The organism is Amycolatopsis oliviviridis (assembly GCF_014654365.1).
GTDB lineage: Bacteria > Actinomycetota > Actinomycetes > Mycobacteriales > Pseudonocardiaceae > Amycolatopsis > Amycolatopsis oliviviridis.
Genome location: NZ_BNAY01000007.1, coordinates 1 through 22,243, shown reverse-complemented (window position 1 = coordinate 22,243; position 22,243 = coordinate 1). Strand labels below are relative to the sequence as shown.

The window sequence follows — 22,243 nt, the reverse complement described above, 5'->3', positions numbered from 1 at the left end:
CCTTTCATTGCACCCGCGAACCTCAGCTCAGCGGGTACATCCAGCCTTCCGGAGCGGGCCGGGTGCCCTCCTGGATCCCGGTCAGCGCGCCGCGCAGCTTCATCGTCAGCTCGCCCGGCTGCCCGCCGGCGACGGAGAACTCGCCGCCCGCGTGCTTCACGTGCCCGACCGGCGTGATGACCGCCGCGGTCCCGCAGGCGAACACCTCGGTCAGCTCACCCGAAGCCGCCGCCTTCTCCCACTCGTCGGTGGAGATGCGCCGCTCCTCGACCTGGTGCCCGAACGACTTCGCCAGCTCCAGCAGTGACTTGCGGGTCACGCCCGGCAGCAGCGAGCCGGTCAGCTCCGGGGTCACGACGCGGGCCTCGTCACCGGAACCGAAGACGAAGAACAGGTTCATCCCGCCCATCTCCTCGATCCAGCGCCGCTCGACCGCGTCGAGCCACACGACCTGGTCGCAGCCCTTCTCCACGGCCTGCGCCTGCGCGACGAACGACGCCGCGTAGTTGCCGGCGCACTTCGCCTCGCCGGTGCCACCGGGGACCGCGCGCACGTACTCGGTCGAGAGCCACACGCTCACCGGCTTCACGCCGCCGGCGAAGTACGAGCCGGCGGGCGAGCCGATCAGCGCGTAGAGGTACTCGTTCGCGGGCCGGTTGACGCCGAGCCCGGCTTCGGTGGAGATCATGAACGGCCGCAGGTACAGCGACTCGCCCGGCTTCGTCGGGACCCAGCGGCTGTCGACCGCGAGGAGCTCGCGGATCGAGTCGAGGAAGACCTCGACCGGCAGCTGCGGCATGGCGAGGCGCTCGGCCGAATTGCGGAACCGGATCGCGTTCGCGTCGGGCCGGAACGCCGCGATCGTGCCGTCGGGCTGGCGGTAGGCTTTGAGGCCTTCGAAGATCGCCTGGCCGTAGTGCAGCACGGAAGTGGCCGGGTCGAGCGTCAAGGGCGCGTACGGCCCGACGGTCGCGTCGTGCCAGCCCTGCTCGGCGCTCCACTTCACGGTCACCATGTGATCGGTGAAGTGCAGCCCGAAACCGGGTGCGGCCAATACGTCCGCGACGCGTTCCGGGCTCGCGGGGCTCGGGTGCGGGAGGTGGCTGAACTGCGTCGAGGTCGTCATGCTTAGACGATAACGCTTGGTCGGACCCACGTTAGTCGGACGTCCGCATATCTTTACCACCGTCGAACTGTCCGTTGCGACGAACACGCGAGGCCTCGCGCCCCTAGGATGGCGGCGTGACGTACAACCAGATGCAGCCCGCCCGCCCGGCCCAGCCCGCCACCCCCGGCGCGGGGGCCGACGTGAAGACCTTCGTGACGGCGGTGCTGCTGACCTTCGGCACCGGCCTGCTCATGATGGACGGCTGGGCCCTGCTGAGCAGCGGCTTCGGCGCGTTCCTCGGCCTGGTCGGCGGCATCTTCGGCATCTTCTGGTGGCGCCACGTCCAGGGCAAGGTGTTCCCGCGCGAGCTGTCCACCAAATCGGTGGTCATCCTCGCGGTGATCAACGTCGCGCTCGCGCTGCTGCTGTTCCTCGTCGCGGGCTAGAGCAACCCGCCGGGGAGACCGGGCGCCGGCCAGTCCGGGTCCGGCCGGAAGTCGGTCCACGTGCCGTCGAAGGGGAACCGTTCCGCCGCCGCGAGCGCCCCGATCCGCTCGCCCTCCGCGCGCAACCGCTCCAGCTGACCGGCGGTGATGCGGCCCGCCAGGACGGCCTCCTCGGCCTCGTCCTCGTCCTTCCACTGCCAGCGTCCGCCGGGCTCGACGGCGACGTCGAGGATGCCGTCGATCCGGTCGGGCCCCGACGGCGTGCGCCCGAGCGGGACCTCGAGGTTGACGTACCAGTTCAGGAAGCGGCCATCGGCGTCGAAGAACCACCAGACCGACGACCATTCGTCGTCGGCGATCCGGCGCAGTGTCGAGGTGTCGCGCCAGAAATCGGCCACGCGCACCCGCGGCACCCGGAACCGCTCCTGAAGCGGCGCCTCGCGGAAGAGGCGCCCGTCGGCGAGCCTGCTGCCGATGATCGGGGTGTCCGCGGGGAGCCAGCCGAGCAGCACGGTGCCGTCGTCGGCGATGACCCGCAGCGGGTGATGCTGGCCGATCGAGCCGTCCGGTCGCAGGAACCGCTCGACGACCGTGTCGCCGGGGGCCCAGAGAGGATCATGCACGCCTTGAACGGTCACTCCTCGAACGGTACCGACGGGCGCGGACCCGCAGAACCAGTTCGGCGAGCGTTCCCACTCCCGCGAGCCCGAGGGCCACGACCGGCCCAGCGAAGGCGGCGGCGACGGCCACGATCAGTCCACAAGCGAGTGTCGCCTTCGGACGTTCCGGGGAAAGCCGTTCCCGGCCGTCGGTGAAGGCGTCCACCGCCACGGGCACGGTCGCCACGGCGACCACCACGGTCAGCACCGGGAGCAGCGAGACCGCGTCGGCCGCGGCGAGCAGCTCGCGGAACGACGTCGCCGAAAGCCCCAGCCGGATCGGTCCCAGCTGGTAGAGCGCGACGGCGATGATCGCCACGGCCACCACGCCCACCGCGGCCGCGCGGCCCGCGCCGGGACGCCGGGGCAGCAGGAACGGCAGCAGCACCAGCACGGCGAGACCGAGGCCCGGCACGGACGGCGGATCCGGCGCGATGAACTGCGCCAAGGGCGGGATGCCGACGCAGATCGCGATCAGGGACGCGGCCGCGACCAGCAGCAGACCGGTGACCCAGCGGGCGGCGTAGTCGCCGAGCCGGACACCGGCCAGGTCGGCGACGGCCGCCACCACGGCGAACACCGCGGCGGCGGCTCCCGGTGCGGCGGGGAAGAGGTACTGCCCGAACGTCGTCGCGAAGACCAGGACGAGACCCAGCCGTGAAACGGCGCCCGCGATCCGCTCGGGCCGGGTGTCCCCCACCGGCGGCAGCAGTGCCTCCGCCGCGACGGCGGCCAAGACCGCGACCACGGCGGCGAGAAGTACCCAGTAGTCCGCTCCGGAGGTGCCCACCGCCAGTGCGATGAGCAGACCGCCCGCCAGCCGCACGCCGTCTCCCTTCCTGTACACCGAGTGACCCGGTCGGCCCCGCTGTTCCCCCAGGTCCCGCTGTCATTAGCATGGCTCACGATCCAACCGGGCGGCCGCCCGGTACCACCGCGAACGCGCGAGGAGCCAGAAGTGACCGTGCCGAAGCTTGCCCTGACCGAGAACGCCGAAGCGGCGCTGGCCAAGACGCGCGCCGACGTCGTCGTCATCGGAACCCTGCAGGGTGAGGACGGCCTGGCGCTCGCCGCCGGCTCCTCCGTCGCCGACGCCGCCTTCGACGGCAAGCTCGCCGAGGTCCTCGGCACCCTCGGCGCTTCCGGCAAGGCCGACGAGGTCGTCAAGGTACCGACGCTGGGCAAGCTGTCCGCCGGGGTCGTGCTGGCCGTCGGCCTCGGCAAGGCCGGCGCGGACGGCGTCACCGCCGAACAGGTCCGCCGGGGCGCCGGTGCCGCCGCCCGGGCGCTGAGCGGAATCGACCGCGCGTTCGTCACGCTGTCGGCGATCGACCTGCAGGCCGCCGTCGAGGGCACCGCGCTCGGCACCTACACCTTCACCGAGTACCGCTCGGAGAAGGGCGACGGCCCGGTCGCCAAGGTCGACTTCGTGAGCCCCGAAGAGGGCACCGCGAAGGACCACAAGGCGACCCTGAAGGCCGCCACCTTCATCGCGGAGTCGGTCATCATCGCCCGCGACCTGATCAACACCCCGCCGAACGACCTGTTCCCGGCCTCCTTCGCCGACCGCGCGAAGACGCTGGCCGAGGCGAGCGGCCTCGACTTCGAGGTCCTCGACGAGAAGGCCCTGAAGCGCAAGGGCTTCGGCGGCATCCTCGGCGTCGGCGGCGGTTCGTCGCGGCAGCCGCGCCTGCTGCGCGTCGCCTACAAGCCGGCGAAGGCGTCGAAGAAGGTCGCGCTGGTCGGCAAGGGCATCACCTTCGACTCGGGCGGCATCTCGATCAAGCCCGCCGCGAACATGGACCACATGACCTCGGACATGTCGGGCGCGGCCGCCGTGCTCGCCTCCGTGGTGCTGGCCGCGAAGCTGAAGTACCCGCTCGAGGTCGTCGCGCACATCCCGCTGGCGGAGAACCTGCCCTCGGCCACCTCGTACCGGCCGGGCGACGTGCTCAGCATGTACGGCGGCAAGACCGTCGAGGTCCTCAACACCGACGCCGAAGGCCGTCTCGTGCTGGCCGACGCGATCGTGCGCGCGGGCGAGGAGAACCCCGACTACCTGATCGAGACCTCGACCCTGACCGGCGCGCAGGTCGTCGCGCTCGGCAACCGCACCGCTGGCGTCATGGGCTCGGACGAGTTCCGCGACCGCATCGCGTCGATCGCGCAGGCGACCGGTGAGGGCGGCTGGGCCATGCCGCTGCCGGAGGAGCTGCGCGCCGACCTCGACTCGCGGCTGGCCGACCTCGCGAACGTGACCGGGCACCGCTGGGGCGGCATGCTCGCCGCGGGCATCTTCCTGCGCGAGTTCGTCACCGAGGGCCTGCCCTGGGCGCACATCGACATCGCGGGCCCGTCGTTCAACACCGCCGGGCCGTGGGGCTACACCGGCAAGGGCGGCACCGGCGTGCCGGTCCGCACGATCGCCGCGGTCCTCGCGGACATCGCCGCCAACGGCTGATCCTCATCGCGCGTGAAGGCCCCCTTCCCTCGGCTGAGCCGCGGGAAGGGGGCCTTCACGTGCTTTATGGCAAGGTCGGTGTCGTGGACAGGGACGCGTATCTCGAAGACGCGATCAAGGACGTGCTCAGCGGCGACGAGGCGACGCTCGACGACCGGATCGGGCACGCGGCGCTGCTGTTCGCCGCGTCCGGCGACCTGGCGGAAGCCGACAGGCTGGTCACGCATTGGCACGCGCTCACCGAACGTCCCGTCACGGCACTGGTCCCCGGCGCCGTGCAGGCCCGCGCGTGGGCGATGCTCTTCGAAGCGCGCGGGACGCACCCGGAGTGGGCCGCGGCGATGATCCCGCTCGATCTCGACGCCGAGGAACGCGCCCACGACGAGTACCTCGCCCGCCGGGTGTCCGACCTCGACGGCCTGCTCGCCGGCTCCCCGATCGGCGAGGCCGTCTCGCAGTTCGGGCCGTCGCGGCCGGATCGGCTGCGCGAGGCCGTCGCGCGAGGCGATCTGGACGCCTGGGCCGAGATCGCGTCGCGACAGAACCGCCCGGACGTCGCCGTGCTCGCCGCGTCGAGGCGGCTCGCGCCGAGGCTCGCCGGCGGCGCGGACCCGCTGGGGCTCGGCGACTGGGCCGGACCGTGCGCCGGGGCGCTGGTCGCGGCGCTGTACGAGCGCTACCCGCCCGACACCGGCTCCTGGCGCGAGATGGTCGAGGGCATCCTCCGGCTCCGCGCCGGCGGCACCGCGCCCCCGGCGGCGTCACCCCGCACCATCGGCGCGGCCGAGGCGCGGCTCGGGCTCCGGCTGCCCGGCGATTACCGCGAGTTCCTCCAGACCTGCGACGGCCTGCCCGCCGACGTCGTCTTCCCCCGGTTGCTCGGAACGGCGGAACTCCGCGCGGAAGGCGGTGTCGTCGTGATCTCGGACCCGGCCGTCGTGCTGCTGACGGCCGCCGACGAGCAGTGGCGGGCGGTCGAGATCGACCCCGCGCTCGGCACGACCGTCCATCCGACGTTCCGCGCGCTGCTGGAGCGGCACCTGCTCCTTTTGGCCCAATCCGCGTGAAATCCGCCGGGGCCGGTGAGCGTGTCCCGAGCGCCACGCCTGAGACGCTCACCGTCTCGAACGTGGCGCTCGGGGCGTACCGCACTGAGCGTCAGGCTTCGCCGCGCTTCTTCCGCTCGGTGTACTCCCGCATCCGCTTCGGGTAGCCGACCCGCGCCACCTCGTACACGGGGATCGACCGTTTGTGACCGAACTGCTGCGCCGCGTCCAGGCTCTCGATCCGGCGCCGGGTCCACTCACCGTCATGGGCGATGAGGACGACCGTGGTCTCCGTGACGTTGGTCTTCGGCTCCACGTAGGCCTCGACACCGGTCCGTGAAGCGGCCCACTCCTCGAGATGCTTGAAGTCGTTTGAAGAGGCTTTTCGCAGCGTACCGGGCTTCTGCCCGCCTTTAGAGCGCCGGCGCAGCGAGTCGAACAGACCCACTCCGACCACCTCACTTCCCATTCGCGTCCGATGTCCATTATCCCGACGCGGGCGTGTGCTCAGCGTGGCGACCCGGGTGGACCGTGTCCCGTGGGTCACACGACGCGGCCTAGGTCGCAGGCTCTCCACGCGTAGTGACAAGATGGCAAGTGTCCGCGCGCGCGTATACCGCGCGAGGCGGCGCCAGAGCTCCACCCCTACCGCTTGCCGAGGAGTTATTGAAGTGACCGACACCTCCGCCGACCTTGTGATCCTGGGTGGCGGATCGGGCGGCTACGCCGCCGCGTTCCGCGCGGCCGAGCTGGGCCTTTCCGTCACCCTGATCGAAAAGGACAAGCTTGGCGGGACGTGCCTCCACCGAGGCTGCATCCCGACCAAGGCCCTCCTGCACGCGGCGGAGGTCGCCGACGAGACCCGCGACGCCGAGACCTTCGGTGTCAAGGCCGTGCTGGAAGGCATCGACATCGCCGGGGTCAACAAGTACAAGGACGGGATCATCTCGCGCCTGTACAAGGGCCTCCAGGGCCTGGCCAAGGCGCACAAGGTGAACCTCGTCGAGGGCACCGGGACGTTCGTCGGCGGTACGACCGTCGAGGTCGACGGCACCCGCTACACCGGCAAGAACGTCATCCTCGCCACCGGCTCGTACTCGAAGACGCTTCCCGGCCTGGAGCTGGGCGGCCGCATCATCGCGAGCGAGCAGGCGCTTTCGCTGGACTACATCCCCAAGAAGGCCATCGTCCTCGGCGGTGGTGTCATCGGTGTCGAATTCGCGTCCGTCTGGGCGTCCTTCGGCGTCGACGTCACCATCGTGGAGGCGCTGCCCCGCCTGGTCCCGAACGAGGACGAGTACGCGTCCAAGCAGCTCGAGCGCGCTTTCCGCCGTCGCAAGATCGCCTTCAAGACCGGCGTCCGGTTCACCGGCGCCAAGCAGGACGACAACGGCGTCAGCGTGTCGCTGGAGTCCGGCGAGACGCTCGAAGCCGACCTGCTGCTGGTCGCCGTGGGCCGCGGCCCGAACTCGGCCGGGCACGGGTACGAGGAGGCAGGCGTCAAGATGGAGCGCGGCTTCGTGCTCACCGACGACCGCCTGCGCACCAACCTGCCGAACGTCTACGCCGTCGGCGACATCGTCCCGGGTCTGCAGCTCGCGCACCGCGGGTTCCAGCAGGGCATCTTCGTCGCGGAGGAGATCGCGGGCCAGGAGCCGCGCGTGATCGACGAGAGCGGCATCCCGCGCGTCACCTACTCGCACCCCGAGGTCGCTTCGGTCGGCCTGACCGAGTCGCAGGCGAAGGAGAAGTACGGCTCCGACGTCACCACCTTCACCTACGACCTCGGCGGCAACGGCAAGAGCCAGATCCTCAAGACCTCCGGTGGGGTCAAGCTGATCAAGGCTCCGGAAGGGCCGGTCGTGGGCGTGCACATGGTGGGCGACCGCGTCGGCGAGCTGATCGGCGAAGCGCAGCTGATCTACAGCTGGGAGGCGTTCCCCGAGGACGTGGCCCCGCTCATCCACGCGCACCCCACCCAGACCGAGGCCCTCGGTGAAGCGTTCCTCGCCCTGGCGGGCAAGCCGCTGCACGTCCACAGCTGACGTCTCACCGTCGAAGAACCAGACCAAGCAAGACATATCAAGGGAGTCAGCGAACGATGGCCTACTCCGTCACGTTGCCGGAGCTCGGTGAGAGCGTCACCGAGGGCACCGTCACCCGGTGGTTGAAGCAGGAGGGCGACACCGTCGAGGTCGACGAGCCGTTGCTCGAGATCTCCACGGACAAGGTCGACACCGAGGTCCCGTCCCCGGTCGCCGGCAAGGTCGTGAAGATCAGCGCCCAGGAAGACGAGACCGTCGAGGTCGGCGGCGAGCTCGCCGTCATCGACGACGGGACCGGTGGCGTGCCGGAGTCCTCCGGTTCCGCCGCGCCCGCCGCCGAAGAGGCGCAGCCCGAGCCGGAGCCCGAGCCCGAGCCCGCGCAGGAGGAGGCCGCCGCGCCGTCCCAGCCGGACACCGCGCCGGCTTCGGGTGGCGAAGGCACCGAGGTGAAGCTGCCCGAGCTGGGCGAGAGCGTCACCGAGGGCACCGTCACCCGGTGGCTCAAGCAGGTCGGCGAGAGCGTCGAGGTCGACGAGCCGCTGCTCGAGATCTCCACGGACAAGGTCGACACCGAGGTCCCGTCCCCGGTCGCCGGCACCGTGCTGGAGATCCGCGCCGGTGAGGACGAGACCGTCGAGGTCGGCGGAGTGCTCGCGGTGATCGGTGCCGCCGGTTCCGCCCCGGCCCCCAAGGCCGAGCCGAAGCCGGAACCCAAGCCCGAGCCGAAGCCGGAGCCCAAGCCGGAACCGAAGCCCGAGCCCAAGGTCGAAGCGGCTCCCGCGCCGAAGCCCGCCCCGGCTCCTCAGGCCGCCCCGGCTCCCAAGGCCGAAGCGCCGAAGCCCACCGCGGCGAGCACCGACAACGGCTCGGACAACGCGCCGTACGTCACGCCGCTGGTCCGCAAGCTCGCTTCGGAGCACGGCATCGACCTGTCGTCGCTGACCGGCAGCGGTGTCGGTGGCCGTATCCGCAAGCAGGACGTGCTCGCGGCCGCCGAGGCCAAGCAGAAGGCCGCCCCGGCTCCCGCCGCGCAGCCCGCTGCCGCCGCCCCGGCCGCCGCCCCGTCGGCTCCGCGCAAGGCCGCGGTTTCGCCGGAGCTCGCGGCCCTGCGCGGCACCGTGCAGAAGGCCAGCCGGATCCGTCAGATCACCGCCACGAAGACCCGCGAGTCGCTGCAGCTTTCCGCGCAGCTCACGCAGGTCCACGAGGTGGACGTCACGAAGATCGCCAAGCTCCGCCAGCGGGCGAAGGCGGCCTTCAAGGAGCGCGAGGGCGTCAACCTGACGTTCCTGCCGTTCTTCGCGAAGGCCACCGTCGAGGCGCTCAAGCAGCACCCGAACGTCAACGCGTCCTACAACGAGGACACGAAGGAGATCACCTACCACGGTGCGGTGCACCTGGGGATCGCGGTGGACACCGAAAAGGGTCTGCTGTCGGTGGTCATCCACGACGCGGGTGAGCTGAGCCTCGCCGGTCTCGCGCACCGCATCGCCGACCTGGCGGGCCGCGCGCGTTCGGGCCAGATCAAGCCGGACGAGCTTTCGGGCGGCACCTTCACGATCACGAACATCGGCTCCAACGGCGCCCTGTTCGACACGCCGATCATCGTGCAGCCGCAGTCCGGCATGCTCGGCACCGGCGCGGTCGTGAAGCGTCCGGTCGTGATCGCGGACGCCGACGGCAACGACACGATCGCCGTCCGGTCGATGGCGTTCCTGCCGCTGACCTACGACCACCGCCTGGTGGACGGGGCCGACGCGGGCCGCTTCGTCACGACGATCAAGCAGCGTCTGGAAGAGGGCAACTTCGAGGACGAGCTCGGTCTCTGATCCTCCGGTAGTCCGGTGAAGGCCCTCGTCCCGCTTCGGCGGGGCGGGGGCCTTCGCCTTTCTCCCTCCCCGCGTTTCGTCCTCTTGATGCGGTAGTTGGCACCACGAACTACCGCATCCAGAGGACTAAACGCGGAGTTTGACAGCCTCCCCGAAATCTAGTATTCCGGAATTACGGAAAACAAGAGGGAGGGGTATCGACCATGCCGACCAGACGCCATCTGCTGGCGGGCGCCGCCGCCGGATCGGCCGCGCTGTTCCTGCCGGGAATCGCGACCGCCGCGACAACGGACACATCGACCCAACAGGGCTGGCTCGACTGGATCGCCGCACATCGGGGCGACGTCTCCATCGTGATCGACGACGGCGCGGGCCGTCGTGCCGCCCGCAACGCCGGCACCCGGCGCCTGCTGGCGTCCTCGGTCAAGGTCGTGCACCTCAGCGCGTACGCCGTGGCCGTCGCCGAGGGCAGGCTCGATCCGCAGGAAGAGGTCCGGGTCGGCGACTGGGACGCCCACCACCCGTTCGTCTCCGACGGCCGCGCGCATTTCCACGCGCTCGAATGGCTGGGTGTCCCCTGCGACGACTACGGCATCGCCAAGGATCCCGAGCAACGCGTCCCGCTGGCGAGGCTCCCCGAAGCGATGATCTTCTTCAGCGACAACGCGGCCACGGACTACCTCCGCACCCGCCTCGGCGATGACGCCCTTCATCGTGCGGCGGCACGCGGCGGCTGGGCGAGGCCGGACACCCGTTCGCTGGGCGGCGAGGTCCTGATGCTGATGCTGCCGGAGTACGCGCCCCCGCCCGGCAGCCCGGCCGCGGTCCGGCGGGCGATGGGCGACACGGTGGCCCGGCGGTTCGTGGCCGATCCCGCGTTCCGCGCCGAAGCGTTCAAGCGCATCCCGGAGATGCCGGGGACGCCGGACGCGCAGTGGCCGTGGGTCAAGGGCCACGCCAGAGGTACCGCGTCGGAGCTGTTCTCGCTCCACCGCAACATCGCCAGGGGTCTCTACCCGCAGGCCCGTGAGATCCTCGCGCGCCCGCTTTCCGGCCGCGTCCCGCCCGGCGCGAGCGAAGTGCTCATCAAGGACGGGGCGCTGCCGCGCACGCTCACCATGGGGCTTTCCGTGCGGTGGCCGGGCGGCCGTTCGGGCACGGCGGCCGTCCTGCTCCACGGCGTGACCGATCAGGACATCCAGAACGAGCTACCGCTGATCGACGTCGTCCTCGCGGCGCTCTCCGACCCGGCGCGGTTCACCGCCCTGGAACGAGCGCTCTGCTGAGGCGAAGGTATAGATAGCCGGTATGGACGCTGAGCTCGCCGACCGGATCGCCGCCCTCGAAGCCCGGGTCGCCGCGCTCGAAAGTCAGCACGGTCAGCAGCAGCCCGAGTCCGCGGCGAGCCCCGGCGGGCTGGTCGGCTACCACGGTGAGCTGACCGACCCGCTCGAACTGAGCTGGGCGATCAACGTCACGCCCGGTCCGATTCTGGCGTGCGCGGACGGGCCTCGGGTCGAGGTGCTCGCGGCCCTGTCCAGCACAGCGCGGGTGGCGCTCGTGCGGACACTGGCCGAGAAGGGTGCGCAGACCGCGCCCGCCTTGCAGGAGGCCGCCGACCTCGGGTCGCCCGGCCAGCTGTACCACCACCTCAAGGCGCTGACCGGCGCCGGGATCGTCGAGCAGGACAAGCGCGGCAGCTACCGGCTCCGGCCTGCCGCGACGATCCCGGTGCTGGTGCTGCTCACCGCCGCGTCCGACGTCGCCGGGCAACTCAAGAACCTGAGCGTGCGGCCGGATCGCGGATAGGACACGATCGGTTCATGCGAGTTCTGATCGCGGGCGCGAGCGGACTGATCGGCACCTCCCTGACGAAGCGGTTGCGCGGCTCCGGACACGAAGTGGTCCGCCTGGTACGCCGGGAGGAGCGAAGCGGCGACGAGCGCCGCTGGGATCCTCCCGCCGGGGAGATCGCGGACGGCGCGCTCGACGGCGTCGACGCCGTGGTGAACCTCGCGGGCGCGCCGCTGCTGCCCGGACGCTGGAGCGCGGCTCGCAAACAGGTTCTGCTCGACAGCCGGGTCGAACCGACGGAGGTGCTCGCGGAAGCCGTCGCCGAACACCGGATCCCCGTGCTGGTCAACGCTTCCGCCGTCGGCTACTACGGCGACCCCGGACCGTCCGTTGTGGACGAATCGAGCCCGGTGGGGCGCGGTTTCCTCGCCGGGCTCTGCACCGCCTGGGAAGGCGCCACCGAGACCGCGGCGACCGCGGGCGCCCGGGTCGTGCGCATCCGCACCGGGCTGGTGCTCGCGCGCAAGGGCGGCCTCCTCGACGTCCTGCGGCCGCTGTTCCGCCTGGGACTCGGCGGGAAACTCGGCGACGGCAAGCAGTACATGCCGTGGATCTCGCTCGACGACGAGGTCGGCGCGATCGTCTTCGCGCTGGAGAACGAGTCGCTGTCCGGCGCGGTGAACCTCTCCGGGCCGCAGCCGGCCACGAACGCGGCCTTCACCAAGGCCTTGGGCCACGCCGTGCACCGGCCGGCGTTCTGGCAGGTCCCCGGATTCGCCATGAAGATCGCGCTCGGACAGGCGGCCGAGGAGATGGCGCTGTTCGGGCAGCGCGCCATGCCCAAGGCGCTGGAGGAAGCGGGGTACGAGTTCCGCCACCCGACCCTGGAAGACGCGCTGGCCGCCGCGACATGACCGCGCGGCGCGGTCTGTACGTCCTCGCCGGAGCCCTTCTGCTGATCGGCTTCGTCGTCCTCGGGCTGTCCGTCGACCGGCGGCCGCCCCCGGTCGACGTCGCCCTCGCCGACACGTTCCGCGGGCAGTACACCCGGCCCCTCGGCCAGGTGGCCGACCTGGTCACGAACGTGCTCGGCCCGGTCCTGCCGTTCGCGCTGGGCGCGGTGCTGGTGCTGATCGCGCTGCGCCGCCGGGAGCTGACCGCGTTGTGCGTCAAACTGGCCGTCGTCCTGGTGCTGTGCCGCCTGACCAGCCTGATCGCCAAACCGCTGTTCTACCGGGACCGCCCCCGCGTATTCCCCGATCCGAGCTACCCGAGCGGGCACGTCGTCGCAGTCGCCTGCACCGGTTTCGTCGTGGTACTGCTGTGTGCTTGGACACGTCCGCACCTGACGCGTCTCACGATCACGATCGCCGTCGCGGCGACGCTCGTGGGCGCGCTCTGCCGCATCGTGCTGGGTGTGCACTGGCTGACCGACACCGCGGGATCCGTACTCGCGGTGGGTGGTGTGGGCCTGATTTCGGCGACCGCGCTGGGGCTGCTGCCCCGGCCGGAAGACCCGGCGTAGTGTCGCTCAGGTGAGCTCTTCGACCACGTCATGCCGTGCCGCCACCGAGCCCGTCGACGTCCGTGAGATCGGGACGATCGACTACACCGAAGCCTGGGAACTCCAGCGCCGCCACGTGACAGCCTGTGCCGACGGCGAAGGCCCCGACACCATGCTCCTGCTGGAGCACCCGTCGGTGTACACCGCGGGCAAGCGCACCGAAGCCGAGGACAGGCCGACCGACGGCACCCCGGTGCTCGACGTCGACCGCGGCGGGAAGATCACCTGGCACGGTCCCGGCCAGCTGGTCGGTTACCCGATCGTCAAACTCGCCGACCCGATCGACGTCGTGCACTACGTGCGGCGTCTCGAAGAGGCCCTGATCACCGTCTGCGACCAGCTCGGCGTGCACACCGGCCGGGTCGAGGGCCGCAGCGGCGTCTGGATCCCCGCCGACGACCGCGGCGTGGAACGGAAGATCGCCGCGATCGGCATCCGCGTGCAGCGCGGCGTGACCATGCACGGCTTCGAACTGAACTGCAACCCCGACCTCGGCGCCTTCGACAAGATCGTCCCGTGCGGCATCCGGGACGCGGGCGTGACGTCGCTGTCCTACGAGCTCGACCGCGAGGTCACCGTGGCGTCGGTCCTGCCGATGGCGCGTGACGCCGTGCTCGCGGCGCTGGAAGGCGACCTTCCGGTGAGCGGCGAGCGCTGGCTGCCGCGTCCCGAGGCACCTGCCGCTCCTGGCGTGACTTTCGCCCTGCAGAACTGAGATCTGCGAAGATCACCGGTACGGCCGCCGGAAACGCCGGTGGTCGTACTGGGAGGAAGTCATGCGCAAGTTTTCGCGCGTTCTCGCGGCGGTCGGTATCGCGGTCGCCGCTTCGGTGAGCCTGCCCGCGGCGGCGTCGGCCACGCCGCCGCCCGGCTGCACCGGCGGCCACGACGGGGCGAAGTACGCCTGGGCGAGCTGCACCGCGTACGGCACCCACCCGTACCGGGTGACCGCGTACAACTGCAGCCCGGTCTGCGGCAACGCCGTCGGCGAATGGGCCGCCAACGGGGCGGAGTCCCACCTGACCATCTCCTGGCCGGCGAAGATCCTGGACATCGGCGTCGAAATCCAGTGACCCGAAGCGCGTGAAGGGCCCCTTCCCTCGGCTGAGCAGAGGGAAGGGGGCCTTCACGCGCGAAAGCCTCAGTCCAGCTGAGGCGCGATCTCGGAGGCGATCAGTTCGATCTGGTCCAGATCCGAGAGGTCCAGCAGCTGCAGGTAGAGGCGGGTGATCCCGGTCTTCTCCCGCCACTGCCCGATCTTCTCGACGACCTCCGACGGCGTTCCCGCCAGGCCGTTCTCCCGCAGCTCGCTCACCTCGCGCCCGAGGACACCGGCGCGCTTCGCGACCTCGGCCTCGTCGCGGCCCACGGCTACGACGAGCGCGGCCGAGCGGATGATCTCCTTGGGGTCGCGCCCGATCTCGCGCGCGGCGTCGTCGACGCGGCCGAACTGCTCGGCGGCGGCCTCCGGGGAAGCGAACGGCAGGTTGAACTCGTCCGCGTAGCGGGCGGCGAGCGCCGGGGTGCGCTTCTTGCCGCCACCGCCGATGATCACCGGCGGCCGGGGCCGCTGCGCCGGCTTGGGCAGGCCGGGCGAGCCGTCGAGCTTGTAGTGCTCGCCGTCGAAGGAGAACGTCTCCCCTTCCGGCGTCTCCCACAGCCCGGTGACCACCGCGAGCTGCTCGGCGTAGCGGTCGAAGCGCTCCTTGAGCGGCGGCAGGTCGAGACCGTAGGCGGTGTGCTCGTCGTCGTACCAGCCCGAACCGAGGCCGAGTTCGACGCGGCCGCCGGACATCTGGTCCACCTGCGCGACCGAGATCGCGAGCACCGACGGGTGCCGGAAGGTGGCGGCCGTGACGAGCGTGCCCAGCCGCACCCGGCGGGTCTCACGGGCGAGACCCGCGAGGGTGATCCACGCGTCGGTCGGCCCCGGGAGCCCGGTCGCCGACCCCATCTTCAGGTAGTGATCGCTGCGGAAGAAGGCGTCGTAACCCGCGTCCTCGGTGGCCTTGGCCACCCGGAGCAGGTCTTCGTAGCTGGCCCCCTGCTGGGGCTCGGTAAAGATCCTGAGGTCCACGCCGTCACCCTATAGACGGAGTGCTCAGCTCGCTTTCCCGTGCTCGGCGGGCGGGACACGGCGGAAACCGACGAGCAGCCGCACCAGGACCTCTTCGACCTGGGCGCTGACCTTCTTCGGTTCCGGCGAGCTCGCGATTTCGATGGCGGCGCTCGACAGCGCGCCGAACAGCAGCCGCGCGGTGACGTCGACCGGGACGTCGTCGACCTCGCCGACCTCGATGAGCGACTGGATCCCGGTCCGGACCAGGCCGAAACTGCATCGCTCCTCGGCCTCGCGCCAGCGCTCCCAGCCCATCACCACCGGCGCCTCGTGGATCGCGATGCGCTGGTACGCCGGGTCGAGACAGCTCTGCAGGAAACCGCGCAGCCCGGCGAGCGCTCGTTCCCAGGGCGAGTCCGGTCCGTTCATGATCTTTTCGAGCCTGTCGAACACCTGGCTCTCGACCGTGTCGAAGGCAGCCTCGAACAGCGCCTGCTTGCCACTGAAGTGGTGGTACAGCGCGCCTTTCGTCACCCTGGCCCGCTTGGCGATCTCGTCGAGAGACGTGCCGGCGTATCCGCGTTTGGTGAACAGCTCCACGGCACTCTCGACGAGTGCCGACCGGGTGGACTCGGAATAGTCCAGCCGCCTTGACCTCATTGTCGCCACCTTCACAACTTTACGCCGCCGGTCCCGCTCCATACCCATGGTATGTTGACTGCTGTCAGGTCCGTACCGGGAGTATGCCGCAAACCTGCGGTATGAACCGGGTCACGGAGGGGAGCCCACATCATGAGCTGGAACGACTTCTACCAGCGGCGCGACATCCTCGAAGCCGCACTGCGCCAGGCGGGTCACCACCCGTCCGACGCGATTTCACTCGAAGACATCCCTGGCGCCACCAAGTACTTCGCGACCGAAGACGAGCTTCTGCTCGCGCTCCGGTACAAGTGGAACCAGGTGTTCGCCGGTCGCCTCCGCGCCGAGATGACCGATCCGGACTACGCCGACCAGGACCTCGCGCTCGACCGCGTCGAAGCCGTCACCCGTGCCTGGAACAGCGCCACCGCCGAATACGAGACGCTCCGCGCCGTGCTCGACGCGGCCCTCGAACGGTGCCCGGCGCTGATCCCGTCGCACGAAGCCGAACTGCGCACCCTCGCGCTGACGGCGGGACTGGCCGACGGCGGCGAACCGGCCGAGGAGATCACCCAGGTCGGCAGCGCGTTCGCCACCCTGCTCCGGCACGGAAGGCACGCGAAGCCCGCCCGCCGCCGCAGCCCCATGGGTCACCTGCTCCGGTTGCTCGCGCCGAGCGCCTGACCTGCCGTGGCGGCACCGCCGACGATGTAGTTAGGTGACCGGCATGGCTGCTCACGCACGCTGGACCGAGGCCGACATCCCGGATCAGACCGGCCGGACCGTGTTCGTCACCGGCGCGAACTCGGGGCTGGGACTGCGCATGTCCGAGGTGCTCGCGGGCAAGGGGGCCCGCGTGCTGCTCGGCTGCCGGTCACCCGAGCGCGGGGCCACGGCGCTGGAGCAGGTGCGCGCGGCCGCAGCCGGGGAAGCACCCGAGCTCGTCCGGCTGGATCTCGCAGACCTCGACTCGGTGCGCGAAGCCGTGAAGAAGGTCCAGGAGCTGTCGGGCGGCAAGCTCGACGTCCTGGTCAACAACGCGGGTGTGATGGCGACGCCGCGCGGCCACACCAAGGACGGCTTCGAGACCCAGTTCGGCACGAACCATCTCGGGCACGCGGTGCTGACCTGGCTGCTGATGCCGTCGCTACGCGGCGGCTCGAAGGCGCGCGTCGTGACCTTGTCGAGCGTCGCGGCGACGGGCGCGCGTATCGACGTCGCGGACCCGAACTTCGAGCGCCGGATGTACAACCCGGGTTCGGCCTACGGCCAGTCGAAACTCGCCAATCAGGTGTTCGCGCTCGAACTCGACCGCAGGCTGCGCGCCGCGGGCGAGGACGTCGTCAGCGTGGCGGCGCACCCCGGCTACACGTGGACCGGACTCGGTTCGGGGATGGCCCGTTCCTACCGCAATCCGGTGGTCCGCGCGCTCGTCGCCGGGGGCAACCGGATCGGCGAGATCTTCATCGCGCAGAACGCCCGCCAGGGCACGCTGCCGCAACTGTTCGCGGCGACGTCCCCCGAGGTCGAGGGCGGCGACTACATCGGTCCCCGCGGGCTCGGCGGGCTTCGCGGCACCCCGGTCAAGGTACGGCCGCTGACCCCCGCGAAGAGTGAATCGCTCGGCGCCGCGTTGTGGGACGTGACCACCAAGTTGACGGGCGTCACCCCCGACCCCGCGTGAGCGGCGACCACTACTCCGGCGGGCGTAGGGTGACGGTGTGAGTGCTGCCCCAGATGGCCGCAAGCTGTTGCGGCTCGAGGTCCGGAATTCCCAGACTCCCATCGAAAAGAAGCCGTCGTGGATCAAGACGCGCGCCCGGATGGGACCGGAGTTCACCGAACTCAAAGGCCTGGTGCGCCGCGAAGGCCTCCACACCGTCTGTGAAGAAGCCGGCTGTCCCAACATCTACGAATGCTGGGAAGACCGTGAGGCCACCTTCCTGATCGGTGGCGACCAGTGCACCCGGCGCTGCGACTTCTGCCAGATCGACACCGGCAAACCCGCCGAGCTGGACCGCACCGAGCCGCGCAAGGTCGCCGAAAGCGTCCAGGCGATGGGCCTGCGCTACTCGACGGTCACCGGCGTCGCGCGTGACGACCTCGAAGACGGTGGCGCGTGGTTGTACGCGGAGACCGTCCGCCAGATCCACGCGCTGAACCCGGGCACCGGTGTCGAGCTGCTGATCCCGGACTTCAACGCCGACCCCGACCAGCTCGCCGAAGTCTTCGGCTCCCGCCCCGAGGTGCTCGCGCACAACGTGGAGACGGTGCCGCGGATCTTCAAGCGGATCCGCCCCGGCTTCCGGTACGCGCGATCGCTGGAGGTCATCACGAAGGCCCGCGAAGCCGGTCTGGTGACCAAGTCGAACCTCATCCTCGGCATGGGCGAAACCCCCGACGAGGTCGCGCCCGCGATGCGGGACCTCGTCGACGCGGGCTGCGAGATCCTCACGATCACCCAGTACCTGCGCCCCTCGCCGAGGCACCATCCGGTGGACCGCTGGGTCAAGCCCGAAGAGTTCGTCGAGCACTCGAACGCGGCCGAGGCCATGGGCTTCGCCGGCGTCATGGCCGGGCCGCTGGTCCGGTCGTCCTACCGCGCCGGGCGGCTCTTCGCGCAGACTAAGGCCCGCCGCGGCGAACCGCTGTCGGAGAACCTTGCGCACCTCGCCGCCGAAGGGACCGCCGCGCAGGAGGCCAGCTCGCTGCTGGCCCGGTGACTCCGGTCACCCTGTCCTCGACATCGCCACCCACCAGGTCACGAATCAGTAAAGTGACCTGGTGGCGTTGGTAACGGATCTTCTCAATTGGCTGCAGGGACTCCCGGAACCGGGACTGGTCGCGGCGACCGGCGGACTGGTGTTCGCCGAATGCACCATCGGGCTCGGTTTCATCGCGCCCGGCGAATCAGGGCTGTTGGTCGCGGCCACGACGGCGACGTCGGTCTCCCGATTCCTCACCCTGTGGGCGGTCGTGACGGTCTGCGCCGCGCTGGGCGACTCGCTCGGCTACGCGATCGGCAAACGCTTCGGCCCGCGCCTGCGCGAAACGAAACTGATCCGCAAGTACGGCCTCGACGCCTGGGACAAGGCGACGGGGGTGCTCGAACGGCGCGGCGCGTGGGCGGTGTTCTTCGCGCGGTTCCTCCCGGTGATCCGCACGCTGACCCCGGCCGCGTCCGGGACCTCGGGTCTGCCGTTCCGCAAGTTCCTGCCCGCCGCCGCGGCGGGCGCGGCCTGCTGGTCGGCCATCCACATCGGCATCGGCGCCGCCCTCGGTGAGGCCGCGAAGAAGGTCGAAGGCGCGCTCAACACCGGCGGCCTGGTCATCGTCGGCGTGCTCGTCGGCGTCGCCGTGTTCTTTCTGCTGCGCTACAAGAAGAAGAAAGCGCTCGCCGTCACAGCCGAAGAAGGCACTCCGGCGAAGATCGGCGCGGACGACTAGATTCCGGGCATGGCCGCCCTGAACCTGCCCCAGCCGATCGGTTTCGTCCTCGGCGGTGGCGGCAGCCTCGGCGCCATGCAGGTCGGGATGCTGCGTGCTCTCACGGAAACCGGGATCAGGCCCGACCTCGTCGTCGGCACCTCGGTGGGTTCACTGAACGCCGCCGTCCTCGCCCTCGGGGGTGAATCGGGTGACCGGCTGGACCGGATCTGGTCGCGGATGACGCGGCACGAGGCGTTCCCCGGCGGCGTGCTCAGCCAGGTACGGACCCTGCGGCACAGCAAGACCAACCTGTTCCCCAACACCGGCCTGGCCGCCATCGTCGACGAGCACATCGGCGAAGGCGTGCGGTTCGAGGATCTCGCGCTGCCGCTGGGTGTCGTCGCGACGGACGTCGACACCGCCGAGCCCCTGCTGATCCGCTCAGGGCCCGTTCTGGCGCCTTTGCTGGCCAGCTGTGCGATTCCGGGGATCTATCCGCCGGTGCCGTTCGGGGAGCGGATGCTCTACGACGGCGGCCTGGTCGCCAACGTGCCGATGCGCCAGGCCCTCGCGATGGGCGCGAAGTCGCTCGTCGTCCTCGACTGCGCCTTCCCCGGCAAGATGCCCGGAACGCCGCAGACCTTCGCCGAGGTGATGATGTTCACCGCGATGATCAGCATGCGGAACCAGGCCGTGCTGGAAGCGCCGATCGCCGCGGCGGAGGTGCCCGTGGTCTATGTGCCGGGCCCGAAGCCGGTGCGGGTCAGCCCGCTGGACTTCAGCCACACCACGACGCTGACCGCCGAAGCCTACGATGCCGCGAAGACCTATTTGGGCGAATTGAGTGTCAATGGCCCGGGACTTTACGGCGCACCGGGTCTTGTCGTGGCGTGACGAGCAACCGACCGGCATCGATCACGTCTTCTTCGTCGCGTAGTTTTGAAAGAGAACCTTCCGCTGATCGCGCGACGTAAAAAGAGACCGATATGTTCCCCAAGAAAACATTACTTTCGACGGCCGGAATGCTCGCCGCGATACTGATGATCTCGGCGTGCTCGTCCTCCGGCGACACCGGGACTTCGAATTCATCCGGCCCGAGCGCCGGATCGGACGAAACCCCGGTTTCGGTGACCATCGACCCGGCGGGTGGGACGAACGTCAACCCGGCGACGCCGGTCGTGGTCAAGGCCGAGCACGGCAAGCTGACCGATGTCACGGTCAGCAACGCCGACAAGGGCAACCAGGTTAAGGGCGAGCTGGCGAGCGACGGCCTCAGCTGGAAGACCACCGAGCCGCTCGGCTACGGCAGCACCTACAAGATCGTGGCGCATGCCCAGGGCACCAACGGAAAGCCTGTCGAGCAGCAGAGCAGGGTCTCCACCCTGAGCCCGAAGCAGCAGGCGAACCCGAACCTGATCCCGGCGCCCTCGGCGGTCGCTTCCGGCGGTGTCGGCGTCGGGCAGCCGATCGTGTTCGCCTTCGGCCAGCCGGTGAAGAACAAGGCCGAGGTGGAGAAGAAGCTGTCGGTGGAGTCCACGCCGAAGCAGGAGGGCTCCTGGTACTGGATCGACGACAAGAACGTCCATTACCGACCCAAGACGTACTGGCAGGCGGGGACGACGCTCAAGGTGTCGGCGATGATCTACGGCGTCGATTTCGGCAATGGCGTCTACGGCGCGACCGACCGCACCGAAACGTACAAGGTGCACGATTCCTGGGTCGCGAAGGCCGACGGAAACACCGAGCAGATGCAGATCTTCCACAACGGCCAGATGGTGAAATCGATGCCCATTTCCATGGGCAAGGACGCCACGCCGACACATTTGGGCGCGCACGTCATTTCGGACAAACACGAGAATTACACGATGGACTCGTGCACCTACGGCGTCTGCCAGGGTCAGCCGGGGTACTACAAGTCGAACGAGAAGTGGTCGCTCCGGATCTCCAACGACGGCGAGTTCGTCCACGAGAACCCGAACAGCGTGGGCTCCCAGGGCAGCGCGAACGTGTCGCACGGCTGCATCAACCTCAACGCCGCCAACGCGCAGTGGTTCTACCAGAACCTGGGGCTCGGCGACGTCGTCGAGGTGACCAACTCCGGTGGCCCGCAGCTGCCGGTCTGGGACCTCTACGGCGACTGGTCGAAGTCGTGGGCGGACTGGCAGGCGGGCAGCGCGGTCAAGTAGCGGTCATCATGGGACGGTGACCACCGACCCCGATGTCGAACTGGGCAAGGCCCGTTCGCTCGTGACCGGCGCCGGCCGGATCGTCGCACTGACCGGCGCCGGGATCTCCACCGATTCGGGGATCCCCGATTTCCGCGGCCCGCAGGGTCTGTGGACCCGCGATCCGGCCGCGGAGCAGATGTCGAACCTCCAGGCGTATCGAGGCAGCCGTGAGGTCCGGGAGCGGACTTGGCAGGCCCGGCTGGTGCATCCCGGCTGGGACGCGAAGCCGAATGCCGCGCACCACGCTCTCGTGCGCCTGGAGGAGTCCGGGAAGCTGACGCACATCATCACCCAGAACATCGACCGGCTGCACCAGAAGGCGGGCTCCGCGCCGGAGCGGGTGCTGGAACTGCACGGGACGATGTTCGAGTCCGTCTGCCTGTCCTGTGACGACCAACGGGACATGCGGTCGACGCTGGAGCGCGTCCGCGCCGGCGAGACCGATCCACCCTGTGCGGTGTGCGGCGGCATCCTGAAGTCGGCCACCGTCTCTTTCGGTCAGCACCTGGACCAGAACCTGCTCCGGGCCGCTCGGGCCGCCGTCTCCGACAGCGATCTCCTGCTGGTCGCCGGATCCTCGCTGAGCGTGCAGCCGGCCGCTTCACTGGTCAGTGTCGCCTCGCGAGCCGGGGCCGATGTGGTGATCTGCAATGGCTCCGAAACGCCGTACGACGCCATGGCGACCGCCGTCATCCGCGGCCCACTCGGCGAGACCCTCCCGGCCTTCACCAACCCCCGCGTTTAGTCCTCTGAATGCATGCGGGCCGTTTAGTCCTCTGGATGCGTGTGGGTACACGACACGCATCCAGAGGACTAAACGCGATGTGTGGGTATGAGAAAAGGGCCGAGGGCCTGGGAGAACTCTCGGTTCTCGACCAGGCCCTCGGCCCCTTTATCAATGTTAGTCCGGCGGTGTCCTACTCTCCCACAACCCTT

General features: G+C 70.0%; 25 protein-coding genes. 18 read left to right on the top strand and 7 right to left on the bottom strand.

Annotated elements, in window-relative coordinates; translation table 11 throughout:
* Positions 1 to 22: 22 nt before the first annotated feature.
* Positions 23 to 1,126: a branched-chain amino acid aminotransferase gene (locus tag IE302_RS27995; protein WP_191257435.1), complete on the bottom strand. Its 1,104-nt coding sequence runs from the start codon at positions 1,124 to 1,126 to the stop codon at positions 23 to 25.
* A 116-nt stretch (positions 1,127 to 1,242) separates the two neighbouring features.
* On the opposite strand from IE302_RS27995, the gene IE302_RS27990 reads away from it, so the two are divergent.
* Positions 1,243 to 1,554 (top strand): hypothetical protein, encoded by a 312-nt coding sequence (locus tag IE302_RS27990; RefSeq protein ID WP_191257434.1) that lies wholly within the window; start codon positions 1,243 to 1,245, stop codon positions 1,552 to 1,554.
* On the opposite strand, the gene IE302_RS27985 is transcribed toward IE302_RS27990, so the two are convergent.
* The gene (locus IE302_RS27985; RefSeq protein ID WP_191257433.1) at positions 1,551 to 2,177 is read right to left on the bottom strand and encodes a ribonuclease FAU-1 family protein; all 627 of its coding nucleotides are present in this window, start codon (positions 2,175 to 2,177) and stop codon (positions 1,551 to 1,553) included. The two genes, IE302_RS27990 and IE302_RS27985, sit on opposite strands and share 4 nt — an antisense overlap.
* A complete protein-coding gene (locus tag IE302_RS27980) occupies positions 2,170 to 3,060 on the bottom strand; it encodes a hypothetical protein (RefSeq protein ID WP_229907968.1) in 891 nt (296 codons plus the stop codon). The genes IE302_RS27985 and IE302_RS27980 overlap by 8 nt, the downstream gene beginning before the upstream one ends.
* Before the next feature lie 111 nt (positions 3,061 to 3,171).
* Between IE302_RS27980 and IE302_RS27975 the strand changes: the two genes are divergently transcribed.
* Positions 3,172 to 4,674: a leucyl aminopeptidase gene (locus tag IE302_RS27975; protein ID WP_191257432.1), complete on the top strand. Its 1,503-nt coding sequence runs from the start codon at positions 3,172 to 3,174 to the stop codon at positions 4,672 to 4,674.
* Positions 4,675 to 4,757: 83 nt separating this feature from the next.
* Complete coding sequence (locus IE302_RS27970) at positions 4,758 to 5,741, top strand: SMI1/KNR4 family protein (protein WP_191257431.1); 984 nt, start codon at positions 4,758 to 4,760, stop codon at positions 5,739 to 5,741.
* Between the two features lie 91 nt (positions 5,742 to 5,832).
* Here the strand turns inward: IE302_RS27970 and IE302_RS27965 are convergent, their stop codons facing one another.
* Positions 5,833 to 6,177 (bottom strand): oxidoreductase, encoded by a 345-nt coding sequence (locus tag IE302_RS27965; protein ID WP_191257430.1) that lies wholly within the window; start codon positions 6,175 to 6,177, stop codon positions 5,833 to 5,835.
* Positions 6,178 to 6,391: 214 nt separating this feature from the next.
* Here IE302_RS27965 and lpdA point away from each other — a divergent pair, with 214 nt between their 5' ends.
* The 8 genes from lpdA to IE302_RS27925 all read left to right on the top strand — a co-directional run bounded on the left by lpdA (position 6,392) and on the right by IE302_RS27925 (position 14,025).
* Complete coding sequence (gene lpdA, locus IE302_RS27960; protein ID WP_191257429.1) at positions 6,392 to 7,765, top strand: dihydrolipoyl dehydrogenase; 1,374 nt, start codon at positions 6,392 to 6,394, stop codon at positions 7,763 to 7,765.
* A gap of 56 nt (positions 7,766 to 7,821) precedes the next feature.
* Positions 7,822 to 9,594 (top strand): 2-oxoglutarate dehydrogenase, E2 component, dihydrolipoamide succinyltransferase, encoded by a 1,773-nt coding sequence (gene sucB, locus IE302_RS27955; RefSeq protein WP_191257428.1) that lies wholly within the window; start codon positions 7,822 to 7,824, stop codon positions 9,592 to 9,594.
* Between the two features lie 203 nt (positions 9,595 to 9,797).
* Entirely contained in the window at positions 9,798 to 10,880 is a 1,083-nt protein-coding gene (locus tag IE302_RS27950) for a serine hydrolase (protein ID WP_191257427.1), read from the top strand.
* Between the two features lie 22 nt (positions 10,881 to 10,902).
* Positions 10,903 to 11,403 (top strand): ArsR/SmtB family transcription factor, encoded by a 501-nt coding sequence (locus IE302_RS27945; RefSeq protein WP_191257426.1) that lies wholly within the window; start codon positions 10,903 to 10,905, stop codon positions 11,401 to 11,403.
* Between the two features lie 14 nt (positions 11,404 to 11,417).
* On the top strand, positions 11,418 to 12,302 hold the full coding sequence (locus IE302_RS27940; protein ID WP_191257425.1) for a TIGR01777 family oxidoreductase: 885 nt from the start codon (positions 11,418 to 11,420) through the stop codon (positions 12,300 to 12,302).
* Positions 12,299 to 12,913 (top strand): phosphatase PAP2 family protein, encoded by a 615-nt coding sequence (locus IE302_RS27935; protein WP_191257424.1) that lies wholly within the window; start codon positions 12,299 to 12,301, stop codon positions 12,911 to 12,913. Before IE302_RS27940 ends, IE302_RS27935 begins: the two co-directional genes overlap by 4 nt.
* A gap of 10 nt (positions 12,914 to 12,923) precedes the next feature.
* Positions 12,924 to 13,667 carry a lipoyl(octanoyl) transferase LipB gene (gene lipB, locus IE302_RS27930; protein WP_191257423.1) on the top strand — a complete coding sequence of 248 codons (744 nt, stop codon included), beginning with the start codon at positions 12,924 to 12,926 and terminating at the stop codon, positions 13,665 to 13,667.
* Positions 13,668 to 13,728: 61 nt separating this feature from the next.
* A complete protein-coding gene (locus tag IE302_RS27925) occupies positions 13,729 to 14,025 on the top strand; it encodes a hypothetical protein (RefSeq protein ID WP_191257422.1) in 297 nt (98 codons plus the stop codon).
* A 68-nt stretch (positions 14,026 to 14,093) separates the two neighbouring features.
* Here the strand turns inward: IE302_RS27925 and IE302_RS27920 are convergent, their stop codons facing one another.
* Entirely contained in the window at positions 14,094 to 15,029 is a 936-nt protein-coding gene (locus IE302_RS27920; RefSeq protein WP_191257421.1) for an LLM class F420-dependent oxidoreductase, read from the bottom strand.
* Positions 15,030 to 15,053: 24 nt separating this feature from the next.
* Positions 15,054 to 15,671, bottom strand: a complete 618-nt coding sequence (locus tag IE302_RS27915; protein WP_093938700.1) for a TetR/AcrR family transcriptional regulator — start codon at positions 15,669 to 15,671, stop codon at positions 15,054 to 15,056.
* A gap of 132 nt (positions 15,672 to 15,803) precedes the next feature.
* Between IE302_RS27915 and IE302_RS27910 the strand changes: the two genes are divergently transcribed.
* From IE302_RS27910 to IE302_RS27890, 5 genes are all read left to right on the top strand, one after another.
* Complete coding sequence (locus IE302_RS27910; protein ID WP_191257420.1) at positions 15,804 to 16,334, top strand: TetR/AcrR family transcriptional regulator; 531 nt, start codon at positions 15,804 to 15,806, stop codon at positions 16,332 to 16,334.
* Between the two features lie 43 nt (positions 16,335 to 16,377).
* The gene (locus tag IE302_RS27905; RefSeq protein ID WP_191257419.1) at positions 16,378 to 17,334 is read left to right on the top strand and encodes an oxidoreductase; all 957 of its coding nucleotides are present in this window, start codon (positions 16,378 to 16,380) and stop codon (positions 17,332 to 17,334) included.
* Positions 17,335 to 17,371: 37 nt separating this feature from the next.
* Positions 17,372 to 18,373, top strand: coding sequence for a lipoyl synthase (gene lipA, locus IE302_RS27900; RefSeq protein WP_191257418.1), 1,002 nt, complete (start codon positions 17,372 to 17,374; stop codon positions 18,371 to 18,373).
* Positions 18,374 to 18,434: 61 nt separating this feature from the next.
* A complete protein-coding gene (locus tag IE302_RS27895; protein WP_191257417.1) occupies positions 18,435 to 19,097 on the top strand; it encodes a DedA family protein in 663 nt (220 codons plus the stop codon).
* A 9-nt stretch (positions 19,098 to 19,106) separates the two neighbouring features.
* Complete coding sequence (locus tag IE302_RS27890; RefSeq protein WP_191257416.1) at positions 19,107 to 19,973, top strand: patatin-like phospholipase family protein; 867 nt, start codon at positions 19,107 to 19,109, stop codon at positions 19,971 to 19,973.
* Here the strand turns inward: IE302_RS27890 and IE302_RS42835 are convergent.
* Positions 19,927 to 20,214 carry a hypothetical protein gene (locus IE302_RS42835; RefSeq protein WP_229908019.1) on the bottom strand — a complete coding sequence of 96 codons (288 nt, stop codon included), beginning with the start codon at positions 20,212 to 20,214 and terminating at the stop codon, positions 19,927 to 19,929. The genes IE302_RS27890 and IE302_RS42835 overlap by 47 nt on opposite strands.
* On the opposite strand from IE302_RS42835, the gene IE302_RS27885 reads away from it, so the two are divergent.
* Together IE302_RS27885 and IE302_RS27880 are read left to right on the top strand one after the other, a co-directional pair.
* Positions 20,102 to 21,265: a L,D-transpeptidase gene (locus IE302_RS27885; RefSeq protein ID WP_229908016.1), complete on the top strand. Its 1,164-nt coding sequence runs from the start codon at positions 20,102 to 20,104 to the stop codon at positions 21,263 to 21,265. The genes IE302_RS42835 and IE302_RS27885 overlap by 113 nt on opposite strands.
* 16 nt (positions 21,266 to 21,281) lie before the next feature.
* Entirely contained in the window at positions 21,282 to 22,052 is a 771-nt protein-coding gene (locus IE302_RS27880) for an SIR2 family NAD-dependent protein deacylase (protein ID WP_191257414.1), read from the top strand.
* Positions 22,053 to 22,243 lie beyond the last annotated feature (191 nt).